General features: G+C 51.2%; 17 protein-coding genes and 8 pseudogenes. 14 read left to right on the top strand and 11 right to left on the bottom strand.

Translation table 11 applies throughout. The features are described from left to right. Positions 1-78: 78 nt before the first annotated feature. Complete coding sequence (tyrR, locus tag ACQGXV_RS32110; RefSeq protein WP_440864289.1) at positions 79-1,650, top strand: transcriptional regulator TyrR; 1,572 nt, start codon at positions 79-81, stop codon at positions 1,648-1,650. Positions 1,651-1,699: 49 nt separating this feature from the next. Here the strand turns inward: tyrR and tpx are convergent, their stop codons facing one another. After that, a complete protein-coding gene (gene tpx, locus ACQGXV_RS32105; RefSeq protein WP_222160515.1) occupies positions 1,700-2,203 on the bottom strand; it encodes a thiol peroxidase in 504 nt (167 codons plus the stop codon). Between the two features lie 53 nt (positions 2,204-2,256). Further along, a complete protein-coding gene (gene mpaA, locus ACQGXV_RS32100; protein WP_440864288.1) occupies positions 2,257-2,988 on the bottom strand; it encodes a murein tripeptide amidase MpaA in 732 nt (243 codons plus the stop codon). A gap of 267 nt (positions 2,989-3,255) precedes the next feature. Between mpaA and ACQGXV_RS32095 the strand changes: the two genes are divergently transcribed. Then, positions 3,256-4,830 carry a peptide ABC transporter substrate-binding protein gene (locus ACQGXV_RS32095; protein ID WP_440867758.1) on the top strand — a complete coding sequence of 525 codons (1,575 nt, stop codon included), beginning with the start codon at positions 3,256-3,258 and terminating at the stop codon, positions 4,828-4,830. Between the two features lie 43 nt (positions 4,831-4,873). Here ACQGXV_RS32095 and uspF read toward each other — a convergent pair. Then, positions 4,874-5,308: pseudogene (gene uspF, locus ACQGXV_RS32090) on the bottom strand (universal stress protein UspF). 254 nt (positions 5,309-5,562) lie between these two features. Between uspF and zntB the strand changes: the two are divergent. Beyond that, positions 5,563-6,542 (top strand): annotated as a pseudogene (zntB, locus tag ACQGXV_RS32085) (zinc transporter ZntB). A gap of 274 nt (positions 6,543-6,816) precedes the next feature. Here the strand turns inward: zntB and ttcA are convergent. Both ttcA and ACQGXV_RS32075 read right to left on the bottom strand, forming a co-directional pair. After that, a complete protein-coding gene (ttcA, locus tag ACQGXV_RS32080) occupies positions 6,817-7,749 on the bottom strand; it encodes a tRNA 2-thiocytidine(32) synthetase TtcA (protein WP_440864287.1) in 933 nt (310 codons plus the stop codon). A gap of 401 nt (positions 7,750-8,150) precedes the next feature. Further along, a pseudogene (locus tag ACQGXV_RS32075) lies at positions 8,151-9,550 on the bottom strand (IS256 family transposase). A gap of 403 nt (positions 9,551-9,953) precedes the next feature. Here ACQGXV_RS32075 and ACQGXV_RS32070 point away from each other — a divergent pair. After that, positions 9,954-10,971, top strand: a pseudogene (locus ACQGXV_RS32070) (IS5 family transposase). Next, positions 10,968-12,105: pseudogene (locus tag ACQGXV_RS32065) on the top strand (IS3 family transposase). Before ACQGXV_RS32070 ends, ACQGXV_RS32065 begins: the two co-directional pseudogenes overlap by 4 nt. Positions 12,106-12,325: 220 nt before the next feature. Here the strand turns inward: ACQGXV_RS32065 and ACQGXV_RS32060 are convergent. The 4 genes from ACQGXV_RS32060 to ACQGXV_RS32045 all read right to left on the bottom strand — a co-directional run bounded on the left by ACQGXV_RS32060 (position 12,326) and on the right by ACQGXV_RS32045 (position 13,467). Next, positions 12,326-12,586, bottom strand: a complete 261-nt coding sequence (locus ACQGXV_RS32060) for a hypothetical protein (RefSeq protein ID WP_440864286.1) — start codon at positions 12,584-12,586, stop codon at positions 12,326-12,328. Between the two features lie 6 nt (positions 12,587-12,592). After that, entirely contained in the window at positions 12,593-12,790 is a 198-nt protein-coding gene (locus tag ACQGXV_RS32055; RefSeq protein ID WP_440864285.1) for a transposase, read from the bottom strand. Further along, positions 12,787-13,074 (bottom strand): transposase, encoded by a 288-nt coding sequence (locus ACQGXV_RS32050; RefSeq protein ID WP_440867757.1) that lies wholly within the window; start codon positions 13,072-13,074, stop codon positions 12,787-12,789. Before ACQGXV_RS32050 ends, ACQGXV_RS32055 begins: the two co-directional genes overlap by 4 nt. Before the next feature lie 123 nt (positions 13,075-13,197). Continuing rightward, positions 13,198-13,467, bottom strand: a complete 270-nt coding sequence (locus ACQGXV_RS32045) for a hypothetical protein (protein WP_440864284.1) — start codon at positions 13,465-13,467, stop codon at positions 13,198-13,200. Between the two features lie 86 nt (positions 13,468-13,553). On the opposite strand from ACQGXV_RS32045, the gene ACQGXV_RS32040 reads away from it, so the two are divergent. Genes ACQGXV_RS32040 through ACQGXV_RS32030 form a run of 3 tightly spaced genes read left to right on the top strand, consistent with a single transcriptional unit; the run spans position 13,554 to position 14,547 of the window. Then, positions 13,554-13,868 carry a helix-turn-helix domain-containing protein gene (locus ACQGXV_RS32040; protein WP_440864283.1) on the top strand — a complete coding sequence of 105 codons (315 nt, stop codon included), beginning with the start codon at positions 13,554-13,556 and terminating at the stop codon, positions 13,866-13,868. Further along, positions 13,832-13,960, top strand: coding sequence for a hypothetical protein (locus ACQGXV_RS32035; protein WP_440864282.1), 129 nt, complete (start codon positions 13,832-13,834; stop codon positions 13,958-13,960). Before ACQGXV_RS32040 ends, ACQGXV_RS32035 begins: the two co-directional genes overlap by 37 nt. Continuing rightward, positions 13,951-14,547: a transposase family protein gene (locus ACQGXV_RS32030; RefSeq protein ID WP_440864281.1), complete on the top strand. Its 597-nt coding sequence runs from the start codon at positions 13,951-13,953 to the stop codon at positions 14,545-14,547. The genes ACQGXV_RS32035 and ACQGXV_RS32030 overlap by 10 nt, the downstream gene beginning before the upstream one ends. Before the next feature lie 418 nt (positions 14,548-14,965). Here the strand turns inward: ACQGXV_RS32030 and ACQGXV_RS32025 are convergent. Next, a pseudogene (locus ACQGXV_RS32025) lies at positions 14,966-15,984 on the bottom strand (IS110 family transposase). Positions 15,985-16,616: 632 nt separating this feature from the next. On the opposite strand from ACQGXV_RS32025, the gene topA reads away from it, so the two are divergent. From topA to ACQGXV_RS31995, 6 genes and pseudogenes are all read left to right on the top strand, one after another. Beyond that, complete coding sequence (gene topA / locus ACQGXV_RS32020; protein ID WP_440864280.1) at positions 16,617-19,208, top strand: type I DNA topoisomerase; 2,592 nt, start codon at positions 16,617-16,619, stop codon at positions 19,206-19,208. 322 nt (positions 19,209-19,530) lie between these two features. After that, positions 19,531-20,505, top strand: a complete 975-nt coding sequence (cysB, locus tag ACQGXV_RS32015) for an HTH-type transcriptional regulator CysB (protein WP_440864279.1) — start codon at positions 19,531-19,533, stop codon at positions 20,503-20,505. A 30-nt stretch (positions 20,506-20,535) separates the two neighbouring features. Then, positions 20,536-21,546, top strand: coding sequence for an alpha/beta hydrolase family protein (locus ACQGXV_RS32010; RefSeq protein ID WP_440864278.1), 1,011 nt, complete (start codon positions 20,536-20,538; stop codon positions 21,544-21,546). 80 nt (positions 21,547-21,626) lie between these two features. After that, a pseudogene (gene tnpA, locus ACQGXV_RS32005) lies at positions 21,627-22,249 on the top strand (IS66-like element accessory protein TnpA). Next, positions 22,246-22,593 carry an IS66 family insertion sequence element accessory protein TnpB gene (gene tnpB / locus ACQGXV_RS32000; protein WP_440867330.1) on the top strand — a complete coding sequence of 116 codons (348 nt, stop codon included), beginning with the start codon at positions 22,246-22,248 and terminating at the stop codon, positions 22,591-22,593. Before tnpA ends, tnpB begins: the two are co-directional and overlap by 4 nt. Before the next feature lie 19 nt (positions 22,594-22,612). Continuing rightward, positions 22,613-22,813: pseudogene (locus ACQGXV_RS31995) on the top strand (IS66 family transposase); the annotation flags it as partial. 242 nt (positions 22,814-23,055) lie between these two features. On the opposite strand, the gene ACQGXV_RS31990 reads toward ACQGXV_RS31995, so the two are convergent. Beyond that, positions 23,056-24,024 carry an IS3 family transposase gene (locus ACQGXV_RS31990; protein ID WP_440864277.1) on the bottom strand — a complete coding sequence of 323 codons (969 nt, stop codon included), beginning with the start codon at positions 24,022-24,024 and terminating at the stop codon, positions 23,056-23,058. Between the last annotated feature and the right edge of the window lie 121 nt (positions 24,025-24,145).

The raw sequence follows: 24,145 nt of genomic DNA, 5'->3' as shown, positions 1-24,145 counted from the left end.
GACAGGTGGCTTCATCCGTGGAAGGGGACGCGGTATGATGCCAGGGATATCCATTCCCCTGGAAGAAGGTAGCTGTTAATGCGTCTGGAAGTCTTTTGTGAAGATCGAATTGGCCTGACGCGCGAGTTGCTGGATTTGCTGGCCTCGCGCGCTATTGATTTACGGGGCATTGAAATTGACCCCGCCGGACGGATTTACCTGAATTTTGCTACGCTCGGTTTTGACGATTTTCGCGTACTGATGGCGGAGATTCGACGTACCGAAAGCGTGCGCGACGTGCGCACCGTGGCATTTATGCCTTCCGAGCGAGAGCAGCGCGCGATGAGCGCCGTATTGGAATCGATGCCTGAGCCGGTTTTCTCTCTCGATCTGAAAGGCAACATTGAATTGTTCAATCCGGCGATGCTGGTGCTGTTCGAACAATCGGCTGACAGCATCAGCTCTGTCACCATTAGCCAGTTGATCCCCAATTACAACTTCACACGCTGGTTGGAGCGCGATGATCGAAGGCTGGAAGCAGAACGTGTCGTGATCCGTGGACAAGATTTCCTGTTGGAAATCACGCCGGTGTATTTGGATAATGACGCGGGCGAAAGCGTGATTGCTGGCGCGTTGGTCATGCTGAAATCGGCAGTGCGTATGGGCCGCCAGTTACAAGATCTGGCGGTTAACGATGAAAATGAATTCAACCATATCGTCGCCGTCAGCCCCAAAATGCGTCAGGTGGTTGATCAATGTAAAAAACTGGCCATGCTCGATGCGCCGCTGTTGATCGTCGGTGATACCGGAACCGGTAAAGATATGCTGGCCCGTGCATGCCATCTGCGCAGTTCTCGCGGCAAAAAGCCTTTCCTGGCGCTCAATTGCGCTTCATTGCCTGACGATGTGATGGAAAGTGAACTGTACGGCCACGCACCGGGGGCTTATCCCAATGCGCTGGAAGGCAAAAAAGGCTTCTTTGAGCAGGCTAATGGGGGGTCTGTACTGCTGGATCAGGTGGGCGAAATGTCGCCGCAGATGCAAACCAAGCTGCTGCGTTTTCTCAATGACGGTACTTTCCGCCGGGTAGGGAAAGAGCACGAAGTGCACGTTGATGTCCGGGTGATTTGCGCCACGCAGAAAAATCTGCTGGAACTGGTGCAACGCGGTGAGTTTCGTGAGGATCTCTACTACCGGCTTAACGTGTTGATGCTTGCCTTGCCGCCGCTGCGTGAACGTCCAGCAGATATCATGGCGCTCACCGAACTGTTTGTGGCGCGTTTTGCTGATGAGCAGGGCATTGCCAGACCGCGCATTGCGCCGGAACTGTATCACCTGCTGCCGCAGTACGGGTGGCCGGGCAATGTGCGTCAGTTGAAAAACACCGTTTATCGTGCGTTAACCCAGTTGGAAGGGCGCGAACTGCGCGTGCAGGATATCGATCTGCCCTCGTTCACCCTTGATACCGTACAGAACGATGATTTGCTTGAAGGTTCACTGGACGATATCAGCAAGCGCTTTGAACGTTCGGTGCTGATCCGCCTTTATCAGGCTTATCCCAGCACGCGGAAACTGGCAAAACGTCTGGGTGTTTCCCATACCGCCATCGCCAACAAATTGCGCGAATACGGGTTGAGCCAGCGTAAAGCCGCCGATGAGGCGGAGGAGTAATCCAACAAAAACGGCTGCCGAGGCAGCCGTTTTTTTTATCCGCGGAGAGTTATTTCAGTGCAGCCAGCGCGGCATCATAATCGGGCTCGGTGGTGATCTCGTTCACCAACTCGCTGTGCAGCACGTTGTCTTGCTCATCCAATACCACCACAGCGCGCGCTGTCAGTCCGTGCAGCGGACCAGCAGCGATAGCAACACCGTAGTTGTCCTTAAATTCCGCACCGCGCAGCAAAGAGAGCACTACCACGTTGTTGAGACCTTCTGCTCCACAGAAACGCGATTGCGCAAACGGCAGATCGGCAGAGATACAGAGAACCACGGTGTTATCCAGCTCGGAAGCCAATTGGTTAAATTTGCGCACGGAAGCGGCGCATACACCCGTATCGATACTTGGGAAGATATTCAGGATCTTACGCTTACCTGCGAACTGGGTCAGCGCGACATCGGAAAGGTCCTTGGCAACCAGTGTGAAGGCGGCAGCCTTAGCGCCTTTCTCTGGAAAGTTTCCGGCTACAGCGACAGGATTGCCTTGAAAATGCACATTTTTTGACATTTCTTTGTCCTTTAATTACAGGTGGTTAACACGCTCATCAGTGTAGGGCAACATTAGCAACATTGATATAAAAACTTTTGTTGCAACAAGGTGACACAGGTGGACAAGTAGCGTTCGCTCGCGTCGTCGGCGGAAATCGCAGGCAGCTCTAACGTGATGCAGGGCAATTGGCGCTCTGCGCACCAACTGCCAAAAGAGCCCGGCGTGGGATAACCAATATGTTCGACCTGCGGCAACGAGAAGGCCTGTGAAAGCCATGCTGCCAGCGCAGAACTGTCCGGATCGTCAACCCAGGCAAGCGGTTCGTGGAAGGTGACAACCCAGGCCGGATCGAGACGTTCAATTAGCGAACACAATGCCTGGGTTTCTGGCTCTGAGCCTGGAGACGCACCGGTGGACAGTTGCACGTCGCGTTCAGGCGTGGCGCTGTTCCAGCGATAGACCGTATTGGCTTCCTGCCAGTTAGCGGTGGGGAAATTGCGGTTCAGATCAACGCCATTGGCATTGGCGCGCAGACCAAGCTGGCAGCCGTCCGGATTGACGCACAGCACCAGATGTTGATGACGTTGTCCGCGGAGCAGCGTTCGCAGGGCGCAGGAGAGGGCGGCGATTGACGCGGCTTCATCACCGTGCGTGCCGGCGAGAATTAGACCGGTATCGCTGCTGGCGTGTTCGGCAGGAAAGTAGAGTAACGGCGCGCCCAACGCGGATGAACCATAGCGTTCACCGGATACCTTAAGGGGTCCACGCTGGTGGCGTGGTGTCAGCAAACACGTGCCCGTCATAATGATGCCAAAGCCTCATTGTGGTCATACATCAGCATACTTCATCATAAAAGGGGTGATGAAAAAAGCCTTATTCGTGCCCCGTTTCGCATTGATACACACTGAGCGCTAAACCAATAAGGCGACATAGCCCATTTCCCGCTATCATGGTTGCAATACACTGTGACTGATACCGTAACCTGATGATGGATGAGGTGAATGAAGATGCAATACCATAATAATACCGGGCTGAAACGGGGCCTGCTGGCGGTCATCTTGGGCACGACAATGGGCAGTGCCGTGGCGGCCAACGTGCCTGCTGATGCGGTATTGGCGGATAAACAGGAAATTGTTCGCCATATCAAGGATGAACCCGCCTCTTTGGACCCGATTAAAGCGGTCGGTTTGCCTGAAGCTCAGGTGTCGCGCGATCTGTTTGAAGGACTGCTGAATCAGGACGCACAAGGCCGAGCGATCCCCGGCGTTGCGTTGCGTTGGCAAACCAATGACAACCGAACCTTTCTGTTTACGCTGCGTGATGATGCGCGCTGGTCGAATGGCGATCCGGTGACCGCTCAGGATTTTGTCTACAGTTGGCGGCGTCTGGTTGATCCCGCCAATTCCTCGCCGTTTGCCTGGTTTGCCCGTCTGGCGGGGATTGTGAATGCTGAGCAGATCATTGCCGGGACTCAGCCGCCAGATCAGTTAGGCGTGACGGCGGTGGATGCGCATACGCTACGCGTGCAATTGACTAAGCCAGTACCTTATTTTATCAATCTTGTCGGCAATTTCAGCCTGTTTCCGGTGCACCAGAAAACCATTGAGCAATTTGGCAATGATTGGACTAAACCGGGCAATCTGGTGGGTAACGGCGCATTCGCGCTAAAAGAGCGCGTGGTCAACGAGAAGCTGGTGCTGACACCTAACCCTTACTACTGGGATCGTGCCAACACCCGTTTGACCAAAGTGACGTTTGTGCCCATCAATCAGGAATCCAACGCCACCAAGCGCTATCTGGCGGGGGATATCGATATCACCGAATCTTTCCCGAAACAGATGTACCAGAAGCTGCTCAAGGACGTGCCGGGACAGGTGTACACGCCAGAGCAGTTGGGAACGTACTACTACGCCTTTAACACCCAGCGTGCGCCGACCAATGATGCACGCGTACGTCGGGCGCTCTCCTATGCGATAGACCGTAAGATCATTGCCGAAAAGGTGCTGGGCACTGGAGAAAAACCGGCCTACCGCTTCACCCCTGATGTGACCGCCGGGTTTACGCCGGAGCCTAACCCATTACAGCACTACTCGCAGGAAGAGTTGGACATGCAGGCTAAAGCGCTGATGGCAGCGGCAGGGTATGGGCCCGATCGTCCCCTGACGCTCTCGCTGTTGTATAACACGGCGGAAAACCATCAGAAAATTGCTATCGCTATCGCGTCGATGTGGAAGCAAAAGCTGGGCGTTAATGTGAAGTTGACTAATCAGGAGTGGCAAACCTATATCAATAGCCGCAATAGCGGTGATTTTGATGTGATCCGCGCATCCTGGGTAGGCGATTACAATGAGGCCTCAACGTTTCTGTCCTTGCTGACGTCCACTCACAGCGGAAATATTGCGCGTTTTCACAGTGCGGATTACGATCGCGTGGTCAATGATGCCAGCATGAAAACCGATGCGGCGGCGCGCAACACGCTGTATAACCAGGCCGAAAATCTGCTGCTGGACGCCGCGCCTATCGCCCCTATCTATCAATATACCAACGGGCGTTTGATCAAACCGTGGGTAAAAGGCTATCCGATCGCCAATCCCGAAGATGTGGCATACAGCCATACCCTCTACATCCTGAAACATGGATCGTGATGGTCAGCGATTAGGCAGCCCGTTTTGCGCGGGCTGCCTACGGCTAGCGAACGACAAGCACCGAACAGGTGGTGTGTCGTACCACGGCGGCCGCGTTGGAGCCCAGTAAAAAGGTTGTGGCACTGTGACGGTGGGAGCCTATGATGATGAGGTCAGCATCGAGTGAGTCAGCAAGCTTCAGGATTTGCTACTTGGGCGTACCGGTCATGATGTGCGGCATTATCCTGTCTTCCGGCAGGTTAAAACGTTTGATGACCTCGGTAAATGCCGCGCTGGTGTTGCGTTTCATCTCCTCGATATCGGGCAGCCCGGCAGGATAGGTAACACCAAGGGTGGTGTAATAGGGGTACGAAGGGATTACGGTAAGAAAGTGCACGTAGGTGTCATGCAGCTTGGCCAACGCTTCTACGTGCGCAACAACGCGTTGCGTTAGTTCATTTTCAGATATGTCGATGGGAACGAGCACGGTCTTATACATATCACCTCCTGTTCATCATCTTATGTGGAAACAAGAGCTCATTGATACTGTAGCGGGTTTTAGCAAACCGGCAGTGATATGTGTCAAAAATGTGCTATTCAACGATAACGTAAATGCGCAACGATCGGGAGCGATTTTGTTACTGATTGAATTTGCGAAAAATCTAATTATCACTAGGCTTTAGCTGTTGTAAAACCGTTATGGTATGGCCGTCATTGTGATGGGGTAGCGTAAAGGCCGTGGGAGAGAAAAACATGAAGCCGTTTGAAGGAAAAGTATTGCAGGATTCAGAGGCGGTTCATGCCTGCCAGTTGGATGGGAAGGGCGGAATCAAGCCGATTTCGGCTTACGGGGTGGTTGATAGCGCCAATCCTTGCTGGCTGCATTTGGATTATAGCCTGCCCGGCAGTGCGCGTTGGTTAAATGAAACCCCGCTGCTACCTGATGGCATTCGTAACTTACTGGCCGGAGAAAGTGCGCGTCCACGGGTTACGAGCTTGGGCGAGGGGACGCTCATTACGCTGCGCAGCATCAATCTCAATGCCGATTCACGCCCTGACCAGTTTGTGGCCGGGTCTTTATTACGGATACGCTGATTATCTCAACGCGTCGTCGTAAAATTGCCGCCATCAATGATGTGCTAACGGATTTGCAAGAGGGCAACGGCCCAACTGACAGCGGTAGCTGGCTGGTTTCCGTGGCGGAAGCACTGACGGACCAAACCAGTGAGTTTATCGACGACTTGCATGAAAAAATCATCGATCTGGAAGACGATCTGCTGGAGCAGAAAATTCCGGCGCGCGGTATGCTGGCATTGATTCGCAAGCAACTGATTGTGCTACGGCGTTACATGACACCGCAGCGCGACGTTTTTTCCCGTCTTTCAGGCGAGCGCCTGGCCTGGATGGGCGATGGCGATCGCCGCAGGATGCAGGAAATTGCTGAACGCCTTGGGCGCGGGTTGGATGATTTGGACGCCAGCGTAGCCCGCACAACTGTACTGGCTGATGAAATTACTTCACAGATGACAGAGGCGCTGAATCGACGTACTTACAGCATGTCCTTGTTGGCCATGATATTTTTGCCAACCACTTTCTTAACCGGGCTGTTTGGGGTCAATCTGGGCGGGATCCCTGGCGGTGGTTCATCCATGGGATTTATCACCTTCTGCGTTATGTTGATCGTCTTGGTGGGGGGCGTTGCCCTGTGGTTAAAGCGCAGTAAATGGCTATGAAATTTTCCAATGTGTTACTGCGTCTGCTATCACAATATGTTGAGTGTCTTCAAAAAAAATTGAATATATTGAGAAATATCAACATTTCATGCACTCAGGTACGGCACTATCACTCTCGCAGGTGAATGCAACGTCAAGCGATGGGCGTTGCGCTCCATATTGTCTTACTTCCTTTTTTGAATTACTGCATAGCACAATTGATTCACACCATGCCGACGTTTATGTCGGCATTTTTTTTGCCTGAAGCTCAGGTGGGCACCGTAGTACCCTGGTCTTATTTGATTTCGATAACGTTGAGGCGCTCAGGTTCGGCAACGGCATCGTCTTCGGGTTGCCAACCGACCGGCTGGAGCGGAAGCGTTTCACGATCAAACGCTAAATCCCCACCGTCAATCACTTCACTGCCATGCTGGATCCCCTTGAAATCGAAAAGGTGATGGTCGGCCAAATGGGAAGGCACAACGTTTTGCATGGCCGTGAACATCGTCTCAATACGGCCGGGATGACGTTTATCCCAATCGCGCAGCATGTCTTTAATCACTTGACGTTGCAGATTAGGCTGCGATCCGCACAGGTTGCAGGGGATAATCGGAAACGCGCGCGCTTCGGCAAAACGTTCAATATCTTTTTCGCGACAGTAGGCCAGTGGGCGGATCACCACGTGTTTGCCGTCGTCACTCATCAGCTTTGGTGGCATCCCTTTTAACTTGCCGCCGTAAAACATGTTGAGAAACAGCGTTTGCAGCATATCGTCGCGGTGGTGACCCAGCGCAATTTTGGTGGCTCCCAGCTCGGTAGCCGTGCGGTAGAGAATACCGCGACGCAGTCGCGAACAGAGGGAGCAGGTGGTTTTCCCCTCAGGGATTTTTTCTTTCACAATGCCGTAGGTGTTCTCTTCGACAATCTTGTATTCAACGCCCAGGCTGTCCAGATACTGCGGCAAAACATGCTCAGGGAAACCCGGCTGTTTCTGATCGAGATTGACGGCCACCAGTGAAAAATTCACGGGGGCGCTCTGTTGCAGATTACGCAGTATTTCCAGCAGCGTGTAACTGTCTTTACCGCCGGAGAGACACACCATAATGCGGTCACCCTCTTCAATCATATTGAAGTCAGCGATCGCTTCGCCCACGTTACGACGCAAACGCTTTTGCAGTTTGTTGAGGTTGCATTGCTGTTTTTGATTAATTTTTTGATTTTCTTGCATTTAATTTCTTTTCCATGCCCTTGAGGGGCACCACAGGGGCAAATTGATTCACTGGGAAAGCCGTTTACTCGGCATTCCGACCCGATCTGCATTCAGGTCTTCTATCCATTTGCGGTAGAGTTGATACACCTATTGTGCATTTTCACGCCTCCTCTGAGTAGTGTAAACGAGGGGGAACTCTTGCACAAAGTCGCCTGCATGAATAAGTATGGCGCGTATGGTACGGATTACGGCGACGAATACCAGATCGTTTTACTGTTGAGGTCAATCATTGTGCAATCGATGAGAAGGCGTCACCGGGGTTCTACATGCAGTGATCCCAATGCTCCCTGTAAGCGCAGGTCGAATCGCCGAAAACACACGAGAGTCTGTAAAGAATTTCGTGTAAATGGCTCCATCGCTTAACCGGAAATCCGATCTCCATACATCAACATGAATTGGCTCATAGCCGGTTTCCAGTCTCTGATTGGTAGGGTCCATTTAGCCGAGATATTATGCAAGGCTAGATAGAATAATTTTAGCACCGAGTCATCCGTTGGAAATATTCGTCGCGTTTTCGTTATCTTGCGCAATGAAGCATTTAACGACTCTATCGCGTTGGTGGTGTAGATATAGCCAAGCGACATTATTTTGATAACAGCCAGCTATGCTTCTTTGCCGCATATCAGGGCATAGGATGTAATCATTTTTAAGTCGGTTGGCTATAACCTTGCGGATCTCCGGCGGAAAATCAAAAATGACGATGAGACGTTCCCAATTATTTCTCCACGATGGGCTGATCGTCGGGAACTGTTCATCCCATTTGGCCGCGAAGGCATCCAGGGCCTCTTCAGCGCCCTCTAGCGTTGCGGAACTATAGATAGTGCGGATGTCAGCAGCAACGGCTTTACGCTCTTTCCAGCCGACGTAGCGCAGCGAGTTCCGCACCTGATGCACGATGCAGAGCTGTACCCGCGCATGCGGGTAAACAGCTTCAATGGCATCAGGAAAGCCCTTCAGGCCATCGCAGCAGGCGATGAAGATGTCCTGTAGCCCACGATTTTTCAGTTCTGTCATTACAGATATAGCCAACCGACTTAAAAATGATTACATCCTATGCCCTGATATGCGGCAAAGAAGCATAGCTGGCTGTTATCAAAATAATGTCGCTTGGCTATAACCAGAACTTGGCCCCCTCGGTTTTGGCTATCCATAGCCCCAGCAGCTCTTTTTCGCCCTGGCCGTTGATGCCTATAGCCAAGTAAACAGACTTGTTGGTCACGGCTCCGCCGTCCTGGCTTTTGACCACAATACAGTCAAGGTAAACAATGGGATAAAACGCATCCAGCGGCCGTTGCTGCCAGCGCTTAACGTCATCCATCACGGCATTGGTCACTTGAGAAATGAAGCCAGCGGAAACATCGACCCCGTAGACTTCTTTAAAGTGAGCCTGAATATCACGGGTTGATAGCCCTCTGGAATAGAGAGAAATAATGCGGTCATCGAAGCCGTTAAGCTGCTTTTCGTGCTTACCGATCAGTGTAGGCTCGAAGGTACTGTTGCGGTCGCGCGGAATATCGAGCTCGAGCGCCCCATTTTGACTACGTACGCTCTTGGATGTCTTGCCATTGCGGGAGTTGCGTGAATTATTACCAGCCGGGTCATGCTTAGCATACCCAAGGTGTATCTCCATCTCAGCTTGAAGAACCCGTTCCGCCAGTCTTTTAGTCAGCTGCTTGAGTAGTCCTGATTCACCCAGAAGCTCCTGAGGGGAGTGGCAATCCTGAAGCAGTTGGTCAATAAGTTCGTTGCTGATAGGCATTTTTTGTCCTCTGAAGGTTTTCCTCAAAATGCCATTTACACAGATCTTTTTACACTCTCACACACGATGCGCTTCCATTACATCCCGACCCACCTTGAGCGCAGATGTAACGGCATTTGCTAAAATATTACTCTGTCTCGTAGTCTTTCAATTTTACCAAACAACTGGATTTGGTTTCATAGTTATAACATTTCTGTATGTAAGTGTCAGGGTTCTCCTCCAAGGGATAGGGGATACATAAACTATTTTTTGGGTGCAGCTATGAAGTTGCGTATTTTTCACTTGTTGCTTAATCTTAAGCTTCCCGGTGTCAATGTTTCTTTTGGGGGCTTTGTTGAATAAATCGAACTTTCAGGGGATCGCCGGATCAAAGCACTATCATCGCTCCCGATAGCAGCTCCCCATGGCAAAGCAAAAGTTTAAAATCACCAACTGGCCCACCTACAACAAAGCACTCAGACAACGCGGCTCCCTGACGGTCTGGCTTGATGAGTCCGCCATCGCTGCATGGACTGACAGTGCTTCGCCTGAAGGTCGTGGTCGGCCGCTTTACTACACCGATATGGCTGTTACCACGGTTTTGATGATAAAGCGCGTGTTTAACCTGTCGCTCCGGGCATTACAGGGCTTTGTCGACTCGGTTTTTACACTGATGAGCCTGCCACTGCGCTGCCCGGACTACTCTCTGGTCAGTCGGCGGGCAAAAACCGTCAGTATCAGCATAAAAACGCCAACGCGTGGTGAAATCTCGCATCTGGTCATCGACAGTACCGGTCTGAAGGTCTTTGGCGAAGGTGAATGGAAAGTCATGCAGCATGGGGCTGACAGACGAAGAGTATGGCGCAAGCTTCATCTGGCAGCAGACAGTGCGACGCATGAGATTATCTGTGCCGACTTATCGCTCAGCGGAACGACAGATGCGCAGGCACTGCCGGGCCTGATTAACCAAACCCACCGAAAAATCAGGGAAGTGTCAGCAGACGGTGCTTATGACGCCCGTTACTGCCACGATGCGTTGCTAAGAAAGAAAATCAGGCCCCTTATCCCGCCGCGAAGCGGAGCCAAATACTGGCCGGACAAGTATAGCCAACCGACTTAAAAATGATTACATCCTATGCCCTGATATGCGGCAAAGAAGCATAGCTGGCTGTTATCAAAATAATGTCGCTTGGCTATACCATGAACGTAACCATGCGGTGGCGAATCAGCGTCTGAGCGGGAGTAATGATATGTGGAAAAAGAAAGTGGGTTATCACCGGCGTTCAGTGGCAGAAACAGCGATGTTGCGCATAAAAACTTTGCTGGGTGGCCATCTGAGCCTGCGTGACTATGAGGCTCAAGTAGGTGAAGCCATAGCGATGGTCAAAGCGCTGAACCGTATGACGTTGTTGGGTATGCCACACAGCGTCAGGATAGGATAACAGGTGTAGCAGAGGGAGTCATCCTGTCGGCTAATTCTGATTTATTCAACAAAGCCGCCATGAACGTCAGTCTTTCAGCGATTAGCGGGTGGGTAAGAGCCCTTCGTTTAGAACGTCAAGGGAAAACATCGCCTGGTCTGCCATTAACACCTGAACAAATTGAGTTCAGAGAAATGAAGAAAAAATCCACCGACTGGAAATGGAGAATGCCATCTTAAAAAAGGCTACTGCGCTCTTAATGTCCGACTCACTGAAAAATTCTCGGTAGTTGAAAAGCTAAGAGCGCTTTATCCAGTGAAAGCGTTGTGTCGTATTTTTAATGTTCACCGAAGCAGTTATCGCTATTGGTGTCGACCTAAGGAGCCAGATATTGAGCGGACGATAAAACGTAGCCTGGTCAGCGAAGCGTGGAACGTTAGTGGCGGGTCTGCGGGCGCAAGGACTATCGCCACGATGGTTACCAATACGCACGACGTGAAACTTGGGCGGTGGTTAGCGGGTAAGTTGATGAAAGAATTAACCCTCGTTAGTTGCCAAACAAGAAAACATCAATACAACCGCGGTGGAAATGAACGTATTGATATTCCAAATCTGCTCAATAGGCAGTTCGCTGTTACCAAGCCTGACCAGGTTTGGTGCGGCGATGTAACCTATATTTGGACAGGCGACCGATGGGCGTATCTGGCGGTGGTATTAGATTTATTTGCCCGAAAACCCGTGGGTTGGGCAATGTCGTTTTCGCCAGATTCAGAATTAACAGCCAAAGCACTAGAAATGGCTTGGGAACTGCGTGGGCATCCCAAACAAGTCATGTTTCATAGTGACCAAGGAAGCCATTACACCAGTCGTCAGTATAGGCAGGCATTGTGGCGTTATCAGATGACCCAAAGTATGAGTCGCAGAGGAAATTGTTGGGATAATAGTCCGATGGAGCGATTCTTCCGTAGTCTGAAGACTGAATGGGTGCCAACGACTGGCTACCAAAGCTTTAGTACTGCTCAATCATCCATTATTCGCTACATAACCCATTATTATAGCGATGTCAGACCTCACTGGTATAACGGTGGGTTAACACCAAATGAATCAGAACGGCTGTTCCATCAACAGTCAGGTAGGGTGGCCAAATTTAGTTGACCACTACAATCCTGCCAGCAACGCTCGCTCAGCACGGTCCGCTTCAGAAACTCTGCCGCATACTCACCGCTTTCAGCCAGGTGCACCTCGTGACCCACGATTTTGCGGCTGAACACGTCTTCTATCAGATATAGCCAACCGACTTAAAAATGATTACATCCTATGCCCTGATATGCGGCAAAGAAGCATAGCTGGCTGTTATCAAAATAATGTCGCTTGGCTATACAGGTAGAACCAGTGCCCGGCCGTCAGCGATTTTAACCAGGTTATGTCCCATGACCACACCTGTCTGGCGGCTGTCGCCTTCCAGGTCGACAGTGGTTTGCTCTGCCGGGCCCCGGTGCGTGGTTTCACCCGCCCGCCGCAGCACCCGGTAGAACGTTGATTCGCTGGCGATATAGCGCTTCTCATCAGCCAGCACCGGAACGATTTGCGATGGCGGCAGGCTGGCGAACCGGGGTTCATGGCAGATGGCCAGCACCTGCTGTTACTCTTCAGCACTGAGCTTGTTTTTCGGTGCCGGCTGTGGCGTCGAGGTTCGCCGATCGTCCGGTATCTGCTGCCAGCGTTGCAGGGTCCGTTCACTCAGCCCAACGCAGCGACAGGCCTCGCTCAGTCGGGCCCCGCCAGCGACGGCTTCCTGTACCATCGCCATCAACTGTAGCCTGCCGGCAGTGCGCGTCATTCGGCCTCGTTTTCTTCGTCGAACAACGCCTTCAGCTTTTTTTCCAGGAGCAACAGCGCGGCAGCTTCGGCAAGCGCTTTATTCTTACGGGCAATTTCACGGTTAAGTTGTTGGTTTTCTTTTCTTAATCGTTTTATTTCGGCTTGTTCTTCACGCTGACCGGGTTGCATTAACTCGTCCTTCCACTGCTGAAGTTGCTCAGGATACAGGCCCTTACGGCGACAGTATTCAGCGGCTTTGTTGAATAATTTAACGTTTTGATTTACAACTTCTTTAGGTGGGATGCATGTACAGAAAATGTATTTTGTTAGAGCGATAAATCAAATAGTTAGCACAATAAAAAGCATTACGGTAGTAAAATTCAGTCGTTAAAATTTTATAATACCCATTTAAATCAGTATTTTAAATTATTCAACAAAGCCGTATTCAGCTACAGCGTGGGCAGAAAGCGGGGCCGTTTCAACCAGTACAGCAAAACGCGCTTCCTGAGACCACTCACCGGGAGGTGTTTTCTCTGCGGATACAGGCAGAGTGGAAATACCCGCCTCTGAGCGCCAGTGGTAAATCGTTTTTATCGGGATCGCCTCCTGGCGTGATAACTGGCTGACGGGTTGATTATGCGGTGGAAGCATTCTGGCGATCACAGCCGCTTTACGCTCAGGTGAATAGATTTTCATTAAACTAGTTGCTGAATAGAGACTTGCATTTTTTGTCAGGCTATTGAGAATAAAAAGAGGTTTAACTTAGAGAATAAAGGTTTGAAATGATCAACAAAGAGCGGTTGTTACGAGATAATCGTTTATGTAAAGCAATCATTGGATTATCAGTCGAAGAATTGAAAAATTTAGCCGCTGAATTTTCAGTTTGTTATTTGATTTATCGGAAAAAGAATCGAAAAGATCACGAGCGGCAGATGGGTGCAGGGCAGAAAGGATTTATCCCAACCCCATTAGATAAACTGCTTTTTATTTTATTGTATTTAAAATGTTATCCGACCTATGATTTGCAAGGACTTCTTTTTGGTTTAGATAGAACACGGGTATGTCGCTGGGTAAAAATATTATTGCCGGTTTTATAGCCAACCGACTTAAAAATGATTACATCCTATGCCCTGATATGCGGCAAAAAAGCATAGCTGGCTGTTATCAAAATAATGTCGCTTGGCTATAGAGATGACCTTGGGGCGAGAATGTGTTTTGCCCGCTCGTCAAATTCGCTCTGCTGAGGAATTTTTTCGCGCCTTTCCTGGAGTTAAAGACGTCTTTATTGATGGGACAGAGCGACCTGTCCAAAAGCCTAAGAATCTGCGTCGGCGAAAAAAAATGTATTCGGGAAAGAAAAGACAGACCACTCGAAAAGGGCTTATTATGACTGACGAAACAAGGCAAATTGGATTTATCCCCATGAGCAAAAATGGGCGCCGTCACGATAAACGCTTACTCGATAAAGTCGATATAATTCGCCATATTCCTCCTGAGGTAACCATCTGGGCAGATACCGGTTTTCAAGGTATAGATAAACAGCATCCTAATACACAAATCCCAAAAAAAGGAACTCGAAAAAGACCTTTATCGCCTGAACAAAAACAAGAAAATAAAATAATCTCGGGCATCCGTATTACAGTTGAACACGCCATCGCGGGTATCAAGCGCCTCGGTTGCATGACCCAAATTTTACGGAATCGTAGACCCTTTATTGATGATACCTTCTTACTCCTTAGCGCCGGTCTTTGGAATTTCCATCTCAGAACAGCGTAAAATTTACTTCAATCACCGAAACACCCTTATTTCACTATTAAGCAACACGCTTAGTGTCGTCTCCAGCCCCTCAGATTTTTTTCACTCAGAGGCTACAACTACCCTGACATGGGGGGATGGCCACGTTGTCTGACATGGTGTTACTATATGAACGCATCCCGTTTGCAAAGCATTCGTTGTGTTGACATTGACGGTAGGTTGCAGCTCTATATTCGGCCTTGTTGCAGCCGCTGCTGCGGGCCTCGATGAGATTCGCTGACTCAGACCTCATTCTCCTGGCGAGCTTTAAGCTCAACACACCATTCAGGTTTAGTGAATCACGGTCTTACCTGTCGTTGTCATCACTACGGCTGCCCTAGCAACCTTTCAGCATTCACCCTTCTATTAAAAGAGTTAATGTTTTGCCAGTATCTGTCGTTCAGAACGGCCTGACACTGACGTGTTTTTTGTCGTAAGTTCGGCTATGTGCCACCAGGGCCCACACCGTGCGCGCTATCTTGTTAGCCATCCCCACCACCGCAACGCTGGTTGTCCGTCTTTTCAGCAGCTCCGTAACCCACGGGTTCGGCTCTTTCGCCAGCAGCGTCGCAGCCCTGGCTCCGTGGATAAACAGCGTCCGCAGATAAGCATCGCCGCGTTTACTGATGCCCAGAAGCCTCACTTTGCCGCCGGTGCCTGTTTGCTTTGGCACCAAGCCGATGTAGGCTGCGAACTCCCGTCCTGATCGGAAGACTCCCGCATCTCCCATGATGGTAATTGCTGCGGTGGCAACCAGTGGGCCAACACCTGGAATGTCCATAATCCGCCGACAGACCTCATTCTGTTTCGCCCAAGTGGCAAGCTGTTTTTCGATACCCTCTATCTGCATATCCAGGTCATTGAGGCGCCGATGCTGGTCTTCAAACTGGTAGATCAGGAACGGTGGCAGTTTTTCCTTAAGTCGCTCAAGCACCTCTGGCATCGCCTTGTCCAGTGACGCCCGGCCTTTACGCACAGTTTCGCCGAACTCCAACAGCAATCCGTGCAGCGCGTTGATTTGCGCGGTGCGGAACTTCACTAACTGGCGGCGCATTTTGTGCAGCGACAGTACTGCCTGCTGTTCCTCAGTTTGACGGCAACGGCTTTAGCTGGCTGCTGGACCGCCATCCAGATAGCACGGGCATCCATCACGTCATTTTTATTGCCCATCACGAAGGACTTGACGAATTTGCCCTGGAGTAGTCTGACCTTATGCCCCAGTTTTTCCAGCTCCCGCGCCCAGTACTGGGAACCGCCGCAAGCTTCCATGCCAATCAGGCAAGGCTCCCGATTGCTGAAGTATTCCAGCAGCGCGTCGCGCTTTATCTGTTTATCGATGACTTCACCGGTATGTTCATTAATGAAGTGAACCTGCATCAGATGTTTTGCGATATCGACGCCAACAGGGGTATATTTCATGTCGTGGATCCTCCAGTTATCAGGGAGCTTTATGCATCCCGTGTTGGGCACAATGATGCCGTAAGTCTGCGAGGATCCACACCTTACCTGCCGAACCCTTCGCTGCTCTCAAATGTGTGGGATGCGTTCATCTCATTCCCCAGCTTAAACTCATGGCGCTATTCTAACGCCACCCTGACGGCATGCGCTTGCGTTTTTTTTCTGAAGCGTTGAAAACAGATTGATAAGACGACGTAATTTTTTTGAAGACTATGCCGTTTTCAGCCGATAACGATGAGCAACAGAGGTTGGCGAAAACCGCGTTTCCATGCTAATTAGGTTGCGTGGCGGCATTTATCAGGTAGAGTGTGGGATTTTGTATCGTTAAGCGGAAAAAATTCTTTACGGTGTTGCGGCAGCATGAGCGGCACCGCGGGCAGTTAACCGTCATTAAAGCAAAAAAACGTTGATGTTCATGTGGTTATGGAATGGTTTATTGACCGTTACGTACTCTTGAATCTCCACGTAGTGAAGCTGGAAGTACGCGAACAGGCGTAGCGGTAGAGAATAAATGACGTATATGCCCCTTGAAAAAGGGACCAGACGCCCTCAACAACACGTTAATATGAAGCATTCGGTAGGTAACAATACATATGGGTAAAGCTCTCGTCATAGTTGAGTCCCCGGCCAAAGCCAAAACAATCAACAAATATCTGGGCAATGACTACGTGGTGAAATCGAGCGTCGGTCATGTGCGTGATTTGCCGACCAGCGGTTCTGCGGCGGCAAAGAAGAGCGCTGAGCCTGGTAAAGCGAAAAAAGCCGGCAAAAAAGATGAGCGCACCGCGCTGGTCAATCGTATGGGCGTCGATCCGTACCACGGCTGGCAGGCTGATTACGAAATATTGCCCGGCAAAGAGAAAGTGGTCTCTGAACTGAAAACGCTGGCGGCCAATGCCGACCACGTCTATCTCGCAACCGACCTTGACCGCGAAGGTGAAGCCATTGCCTGGCACCTGCGGGAAATCATTGGTGGGGATGAAGGCCGTTTCAGCCGCGTGGTGTTCAATGAAATCACCAAGAACGCAATCAAGCAGGCATTTGAAAAACCAGATAAATTAAATATCGATAGGATCAATGCGCAGCAAGCACGGCGTTTTATGGACCGTGTCGTGGGCTACATGGTTTCTCCACTGTTGTGGAAAAAGATTGCCCGTGGGCTGTCTGCTGGCCGTGTACAGTCCGTTGCGGTACGTCTGGTGGTGGAGCGCGAACGCCAAATCAAAGCCTTCATCCCGGAAGAGTACTGGGAACTGCATGCAGATTTACAGTCATCAAATGCCGCATTGCAAATGCAGGTGACGCATTTTGATGGCAAACCGTTTAAGCCGGTCAATAAAGCGCAAACCGCAGCGGCGGTCAGTGTGCTGGAGGCCGCGCGTTATGTGGTTGCAGAACGCGAAGACAAGCCGACCAGCAGCAAACCGGGGGCTCCTTTCATCACCTCCACGCTGCAACAGGCGGCAAGCACCCGCTTGGGATTTGGCGTTAAAAAAACCATGATGATGGCGCAGCGTCTGTACGAAGCGGGCTATATCACCTATATGCGTACCGACTCAACCAACCTGAGTCAGGATGCGCTGACCATGGCGCGCGATTACATTGCGTCCAGCTTTGGTAACGCTTACTTGCCGGAGAGCGCGAACCTTTACAGTAGTAAAGAAAACTCTCAGGAAGCGCATGAAGCTATCCGCCCCTCAGATGTTGCCGTTCTGGCCGATGCGCTGAAGGATATGGAAGCGGATGCCCAGAAACTCTACCAGTTGATCTGGCGTCAATTTGTTGCTTGCCAAATGACGCCGGCCAAATATGACTCAACAACGCTGTCGGTGAATGCTGAAGGTTATCAGTTGCGTGCCAAAGGGCGCACCCTGCGTTTTGACGGCTGGACCAAAGTGATGCCGGCGCTGCGTAAAGGTGATGAAGACCGTACGCTGCCGACCGTTGAGGTAGGGGAAGTGATGACCCTGGATAAATTGCTGCCGAGCCAGCACTTTACCAAACCACCTGCACGTTATAGCGATGCCTCGCTGGTAAAAGAGCTTGAAAAACGCGGCATTGGTCGTCCGTCAACTTACGCCTCTATCATTTCAACCATTCAGGATCGTGGCTATGTGCGGGTTGAAAACCGCCGTTTCTACGCGGAAAAAATGGGTGAAATTGTCACCGACCGTCTGGAAGAAAATTTCCGTGAGTTGATGAACTACGATTTTACTGCGCGTATGGAAAGCAGCCTCGATCAGGTCGCCAACAACCAGGCGGAATGGAAAGGGGTGCTGGATGAGTTTTTTGCCGAATTCAGCCAGCAGTTAGAAAAAGCGGAAATGGATCCGGAAGTCGGGGGTATGCGCCCCAATGCCATGGTGCTGACTACCATCGATTGCCCTACCTGTGGACGTAAAATGGGGATTCGCACCGCTAGCACTGGCGTGTTCCTCGGTTGTTCCGGCTATGCGTTGACACCAAAAGAGCGTTGCAAAACCACCATCAACCTGATCCCTGAAGCCGAAGTGTTGAATGTGTTGGATGGGGATGAGGCGGAAACTAATGCCCTGCGTGCCCGTCGTCGTTGTGGTAAGTGCGGTACGGCTATGGACAGCTACCTGATCGATAACCAGCGCAAGCTGCACGTGTGCGGCAATAACCCGGCATGTGATGGCTACGAGATCGAAAACGGTGAGTTTCGAATTAAGGGCTACGACGGTCCGGTTGTGGAGTGCGATAAATGTGGTTCCGACATGCACCTGAAAATGGGGCGTTTTGGTAAATACATGGCCTGCACCAACGAAGGCTGCACCAATACCCGCAAGATTTTGCGCAATGGTGAGGTCGCGCCGCCGAAGGAAGATCCGGTTCCTTTACCCGAACTGCCTTGTGAAAAATCCGATGCATACTTTGTGCTGCGTGACGGCGCGGCTGGGGTCTTCCTGGCTGCCAATACATTCCCTAAATCGCGAGAAACCCGCGCGCCGTTAGTGGAAGAACTGGTGCGATTCCGCGATCGCCTGCCGGAAAAACTGCGTTATCTGGCCGATGCGCCAGTGGAAGATGCCGAGGGTAACAAAGCGGTGGTTCGCTTTAGTCGTAAAACCAAGCAGCAATACGTTGCGTCGGAGAAAAACGGTAAGGCGACGGGCTGGTCTGCATTCTATGTAGACGGCAAATGGACCTCTGAGAAAAAATAATTCGCTGCCATGTGAATAAAAGCCAGCCTTTTGGGCTGGCTTTTTTGATCTGGGTAGGAAGATAGCGATCTAGGTGAGAGGATCACGCCGCCGTGCGCTAGAATGAGCGCCCTCACTCAGCTCAGGTTGAGGGCGCTATTTTTATCGATGTAAAGATAATAGTTATATAAAAATATTTTTTTATGATTAAATGACCTTAATATGATGAAATAACCGTCTGCTTTTCATGGCACTGCAAATGTTGCGGCACCATGAAAAAGTAAAGCAACGATAGATAATTTATTCGTGCCTGATGCACATGCTCAATAACATGGGATGACATATGAAATTGCAACAGCTTCGTTATATCGTTGAAGTTGTTAATCATAACCTGAACGTTTCCTCAACGGCTGAGGGTTTGTATACCTCGCAGCCGGGGATCAGTAAACAGGTGAGAATGCTGGAAGATGAGCTCGGAATTCAAATCTTTGCGCGCAGTGGTAAACACCTGACTCAGGTAACGCCTGCAGGCCAGGAAGTTGTGCGAATCGCCCGGGAAGTGCTTTCCAAGGTAGATGCCATTAAGGCAGTAGCCGGAGAACACACCTATCCTGATAAAGGTTCGCTCTATGTAGCGACCACGCACACGCAGGCGCGCTACGCACTGCCGGATGTCATCAAAGGTTTTATTGAGCGCTATCCTCGCGTTTCACTGCATATGCATCAGGGGTCGCCAACGCAGATAGCCGAAGCGGTCGCGAAAGGGACGGCAGATTTTGCCATCGCCACTGAGGCGCTGCATCTGTATGACGATTTGATCATGCTGCCGTGCTACCACTGGAATCGCGCGGTAGTGGTGAAACCCGATCATCCGCTGGCAACGAGAAAAAATATCACCATTGAAGAGCTGGCAGCGTATCCGATCGTTACCTACACCTTCGGCTTTACCGGCCGTTCTGAGCTGGATACCGCATTCAACCGCGCAGGGTTGACGCCGCGCATCGTGTTTACCGCCACGGATGCCGACGTGATCAAAACATACGTGCGTCTGGGATTAGGCGTTGGTGTTATTGCCAACTTGGCCGTCGATCCGCGCACGGAGACCGATCTGGTGACCATTAACGCCAATAGCATTTTCAGCTACAGCACCACCAAGATCGGGTTTCGCCGCAGTACCTTCCTGCGCAGCTACATGTATGATTTCATTCAGTGCTTTGCGCCGCACCTCACGCGTGATGTGGTGGATTCTGCCATTGCCCTACGTTCAAATGAAGAAATTGAAGCTATGTTCAAGGATATAACGCTGCCAGTAAAATAGTTTCGATTATCCACCAAAGAGGTACATGGCATGATCAAGCTTGTGCTATCAGTGGTAGCCTTTGCACTAATAGTAATATCAGGCATCGTGTTGCATGGCCTCTCTGCTTTTGAACTCCCTGAACGCGCCCAGCAGACCTTATCGTTTTCGCTGGGCTATACCCACCTTGAAGGCACGCTGTTGCTGCCTGATAACGCACAAAATCCGCCCGTGGTGTTGCTGGTGCACGGCGACGGTGCTCAGGATCGCTGGTCTGACGGCGGTTACCTTCCGCTGGTAAATGCTCTGGTTGCCCAAGGGATTGGCGTCTTTTCCTGGGATAAACCCGGCGTAGCGGCCAGTAGCGGTGAGTGGCTGGCACAAACGTTGGGCGATCGCGCGGATGAAGCGGTTGCCGCTCTGCATGCGTTGCGTACGCGGACAGAATTGAAAGGGAGTCGTCTGGGATTTCTCGGTTTTTCTCAAGTCGTATGGGTGGTACCCAATGCCAGTCAGCGCGCTGCGGCAGATTTTATCGTGTTGATTGGCCCCGCGATAAACTGGCGCGAGCAAGGCTTCTACTACCTGCAGCAGCGTTTAGCGGCAAAAGGGGCAGAGCCGTCGGCGATTGCCGCTGCCATCGCGAGAGAACGCACGGCCTATTCGCAACGCTTTACGCCTCAAACGGTGATGCAACCTTGCACGTCGAGTTGCACGCGCGACGATTTTGAGCGGCGGAATGCGTTATCGGATGCACGTCAGGACATTGCCGCACAGCGTGTGCCGGTGATGGTGCTGATGGGGGCACAGGATCTCAATGTTTCCACGACGGAAACGTTAACGGTGTGGAGCCGATTACTGCCGGAGGCAACCTCCCGTTGCTTGCGCGAAGTCAAAGATGCCACCCACGGTTTGCTGCGCGCCAAATGGTTTAATTATCAGTTGAGCGAACAATGGCCGCGCTGGACGCAGTGGGGATTTTTAGCCGCGGGGCAGTCTGCCTACGCGCCCGGTGCCCTGGACGCGATCGCAGAATGGATTTTGGTGAGACGTTGCTGGTAAGCGTCTCATCTGAACCGTCTGTCCTGTGACCGTCCGTTCCGGGAAAATAGTGTCCATCATTTTTTAATGGACACTATCCCATGAAACACCGGACATGGATCCTTGAAGCACTCCGCCTCCATTTTGATGAAAAGCTGCCGCGTATTGAGGCAGGCAGACGGCTCGGCATTCCCAAAACCACAGTATGTGAGCTGTTCGCTCGCTTCAGTAAGGCCGGGCTGCCCTGGCCCCTGCCGGCCAGGATCAGCGCCCGGAGTCTGGAGAAGCGTCTTTACCGGCCGGCATCACGTAAAGCCGCCGTTCTGCCCGCAGCACCGGAGCCGGCTGAGACACCCGCACCCCGCAGGCGGCCACGTCGCCCCAACTTCCCCCGTGACTTCAAGATTTCCCTGGTGGAGCAGTCGATGCAGTCCGGCGTCAGCGTGGCACAGCTGGCCCGCGAAAATAACATCAATGACAACCTGCTGTTCAACTGGCGGCGTCTTTATCAGCAGGGGCTGCTCGCTGCACCATCAGGCGCTCCGGCGATGCTGCCGGTCACGCTCACTGCAGAAGGTGGCTGTCACCCTTTGCGCCCTGCCGTTCAGACCGGAGATCCTGTTGCGAGCTGGTTCTGCCCGCAGGGACGCTTCGTATCAGTGGAAAGCTGACGCCGGAGATGCTGCAGACGCTCATCCGGGAAATGCAGGGAGGATGCCGGTGATATCACTCCCTGCGGGAGCCCGCATCTGGCTGGTTGCCGGCGTCACGGACATGCGGAACGGCTTCAATGGCCTTGCTTCCAGGGTGCAGAACACGTTACGGGATGACCCGTTCAGCGGCCACCTGTTTATCTTCCGCGGCCGGCGCGGTGACATGATAAAAGTGCTGTGGGCGGACCGGGACGGTCTGTGCCTGTTCATCAAACGCCTGGAGCGGGGGCGCTTCGTGTGGCCGGTGACGCGTGACGGTAAGGTTCATCTGACGCCGGCACAGCTGTCCATGCTGCTGGAAGGCATTAACTGGAAACATCCGCAGCGGACGGAACGCCCTGGTCTGAGAATATAACCTGCTGTAAAGTGGGGTTATGGACACCTCATACACCGATGAAAATGCCCGTCTCAGGGCGCAGCTGCTGGAGCCGCAGACCACCATCCGCAAAATGGCGGAGTATAACCGCCTGCTCTCGCAGCGGGTGGCGGCCTACGCCAGCGAAATCAACCGGCTGAAGGTGCTGGTCGCGAAGCTGCAGCGCATGCAGTTCGGGGCTTTGTTGAATAATTTAAGACACTGATTTATATAAGCATTATAAAATTTCAACGACTAATTTTTCCTCTCGGAATGCTTTTTATTGTGCTAACTATTTGATTTGTCGTTCTAACAAAATACATTCTCTGTAAATGCATGCTAACTAAAGAAGATGTAAATCAAACGGTTAAATTATTCAACAAAGCCGCAGTTCGGTAAAAGCTCCGAAAAGCTGCGTGAGAAAACGGCGCGTCAGGTGCGCGAGGCCGAAGAGTGTAGTGGTCAACTAAATTTGGCCACCCTACCTGACTGTTGATGGAACAGCCGTTCTGATTCATTTGGTGCTAACCCACCGTTATACCAGTGAGGTCTGACATCGCTATAATAATGGGTTATGTAGCGAATAATGGATGATTGAGCAGTACTAAAGCTTTGGTAGCCAGTCGTTGGCACCCATTCAGTCTTCAGACTACGGAAGAATCGCTCCATCGGACTATTATCCCAACAATTTCCTCTGCGACTCATACTTTGGGTCATCTGATAACGCCACAATGCCTGCCTATACTGACCACTGGTGTAATGGCTTCCTTGGTCACTATGAAACATGACTTGTTTGGGATGCCCACGCAGTTCCCAAGCCATTTGTAGTGCTTTGGCTGTTAATTCTGAATCTGGCGAAAACGACATTGCCCAACCCACGGGTTTTCGGGCAAATAAATCTAATACCACCGCCAGATACGCCCATCGGTCGCCTGTCCAAATATAGGTTACATCGCCGCACCAAACCTGGTCAGGCTTGGTAACAGCGAACTGCCTATTGAGCAGATTTGGAATATCAATACGTTCATTTCCACCGCGGTTGTATTGATGTTTTCTTGTTTGGCAACTAACGAGGGTTAATTCTTTCATCAACTTACCCGCTAACCACCGCCCAAGTTTCACGTCGTGTGTATTGGTAACCATCGTAGCGATAGTCCTTGCGCCCGCAGACCCGCCACTAACGTTCCACGCTTCGCTGACCAGGCTACGTTTTATCGTCCGCTCAATATCTGGCTCCTTAGGTCGACACCAATAGCGATAACTGCTTCGGTGAACATTAAAAATACGACACAACGCTTTCACTGGATAAAGCGCTCTTATCGCTGAAAGACTGACGTTCATGGCTTTCGCGGCTTCCTGGTAGGTATAATTTTGGTCAAGGACTAATTTGGCGGTTTCACATTTAAATTCAGCAGTAATTATTTTACTCATTTTGGCACCTATAAAAATTATGAGGTAAGCATATCACCTCTACTTAGGTGGCCAAATTCAGTATACCACTACACTCTGGCGATGGTAGCTTGGTTGACACCTTCACCACGCCGCTTTTCGA

Source organism: Symbiopectobacterium purcellii, from assembly GCF_052050035.1.
GTDB lineage: Bacteria > Pseudomonadota > Gammaproteobacteria > Enterobacterales > Enterobacteriaceae > Symbiopectobacterium > Symbiopectobacterium purcellii_A.
This window is presented reverse-complemented; position numbering and strand designations above follow the sequence as displayed.

Coding starts and splice junctions, on each gene's coding strand:
- ACQGXV_RS32045 (WP_440864284.1), bottom strand. CDS start 13,467: ATGAAAATCTATTCACCTGAGCGTAAAGCGGCTGTGATCGCCAGAATG.
- ttcA (WP_440864287.1), bottom strand. CDS start 7,749: ATGCAAGAAAATCAAAAAATTAATCAAAAACAGCAATGCAACCTCAAC.
- mpaA (WP_440864288.1), bottom strand. CDS start 2,988: ATGACGGGCACGTGTTTGCTGACACCACGCCACCAGCGTGGACCCCTT.
- ACQGXV_RS32010 (WP_440864278.1), top strand. CDS start 20,536: ATGATCAAGCTTGTGCTATCAGTGGTAGCCTTTGCACTAATAGTAATA.
- ACQGXV_RS32040 (WP_440864283.1), top strand. CDS start 13,554: ATGATCAACAAAGAGCGGTTGTTACGAGATAATCGTTTATGTAAAGCA.
- ACQGXV_RS32035 (WP_440864282.1), top strand. CDS start 13,832: ATGTCGCTGGGTAAAAATATTATTGCCGGTTTTATAGCCAACCGACTT.
- ACQGXV_RS32095 (WP_440867758.1), top strand. CDS start 3,256: ATGGGCAGTGCCGTGGCGGCCAACGTGCCTGCTGATGCGGTATTGGCG.
- topA (WP_440864280.1), top strand. CDS start 16,617: ATGGGTAAAGCTCTCGTCATAGTTGAGTCCCCGGCCAAAGCCAAAACA.
- ACQGXV_RS31990 (WP_440864277.1), bottom strand. CDS start 24,024: ATGAGTAAAATAATTACTGCTGAATTTAAATGTGAAACCGCCAAATTA.
- tyrR (WP_440864289.1), top strand. CDS start 79: ATGCGTCTGGAAGTCTTTTGTGAAGATCGAATTGGCCTGACGCGCGAG.
- tpx (WP_222160515.1), bottom strand. CDS start 2,203: ATGTCAAAAAATGTGCATTTTCAAGGCAATCCTGTCGCTGTAGCCGGA.
- ACQGXV_RS32055 (WP_440864285.1), bottom strand. CDS start 12,790: ATGACGCGCACTGCCGGCAGGCTACAGTTGATGGCGATGGTACAGGAA.
- cysB (WP_440864279.1), top strand. CDS start 19,531: ATGAAATTGCAACAGCTTCGTTATATCGTTGAAGTTGTTAATCATAAC.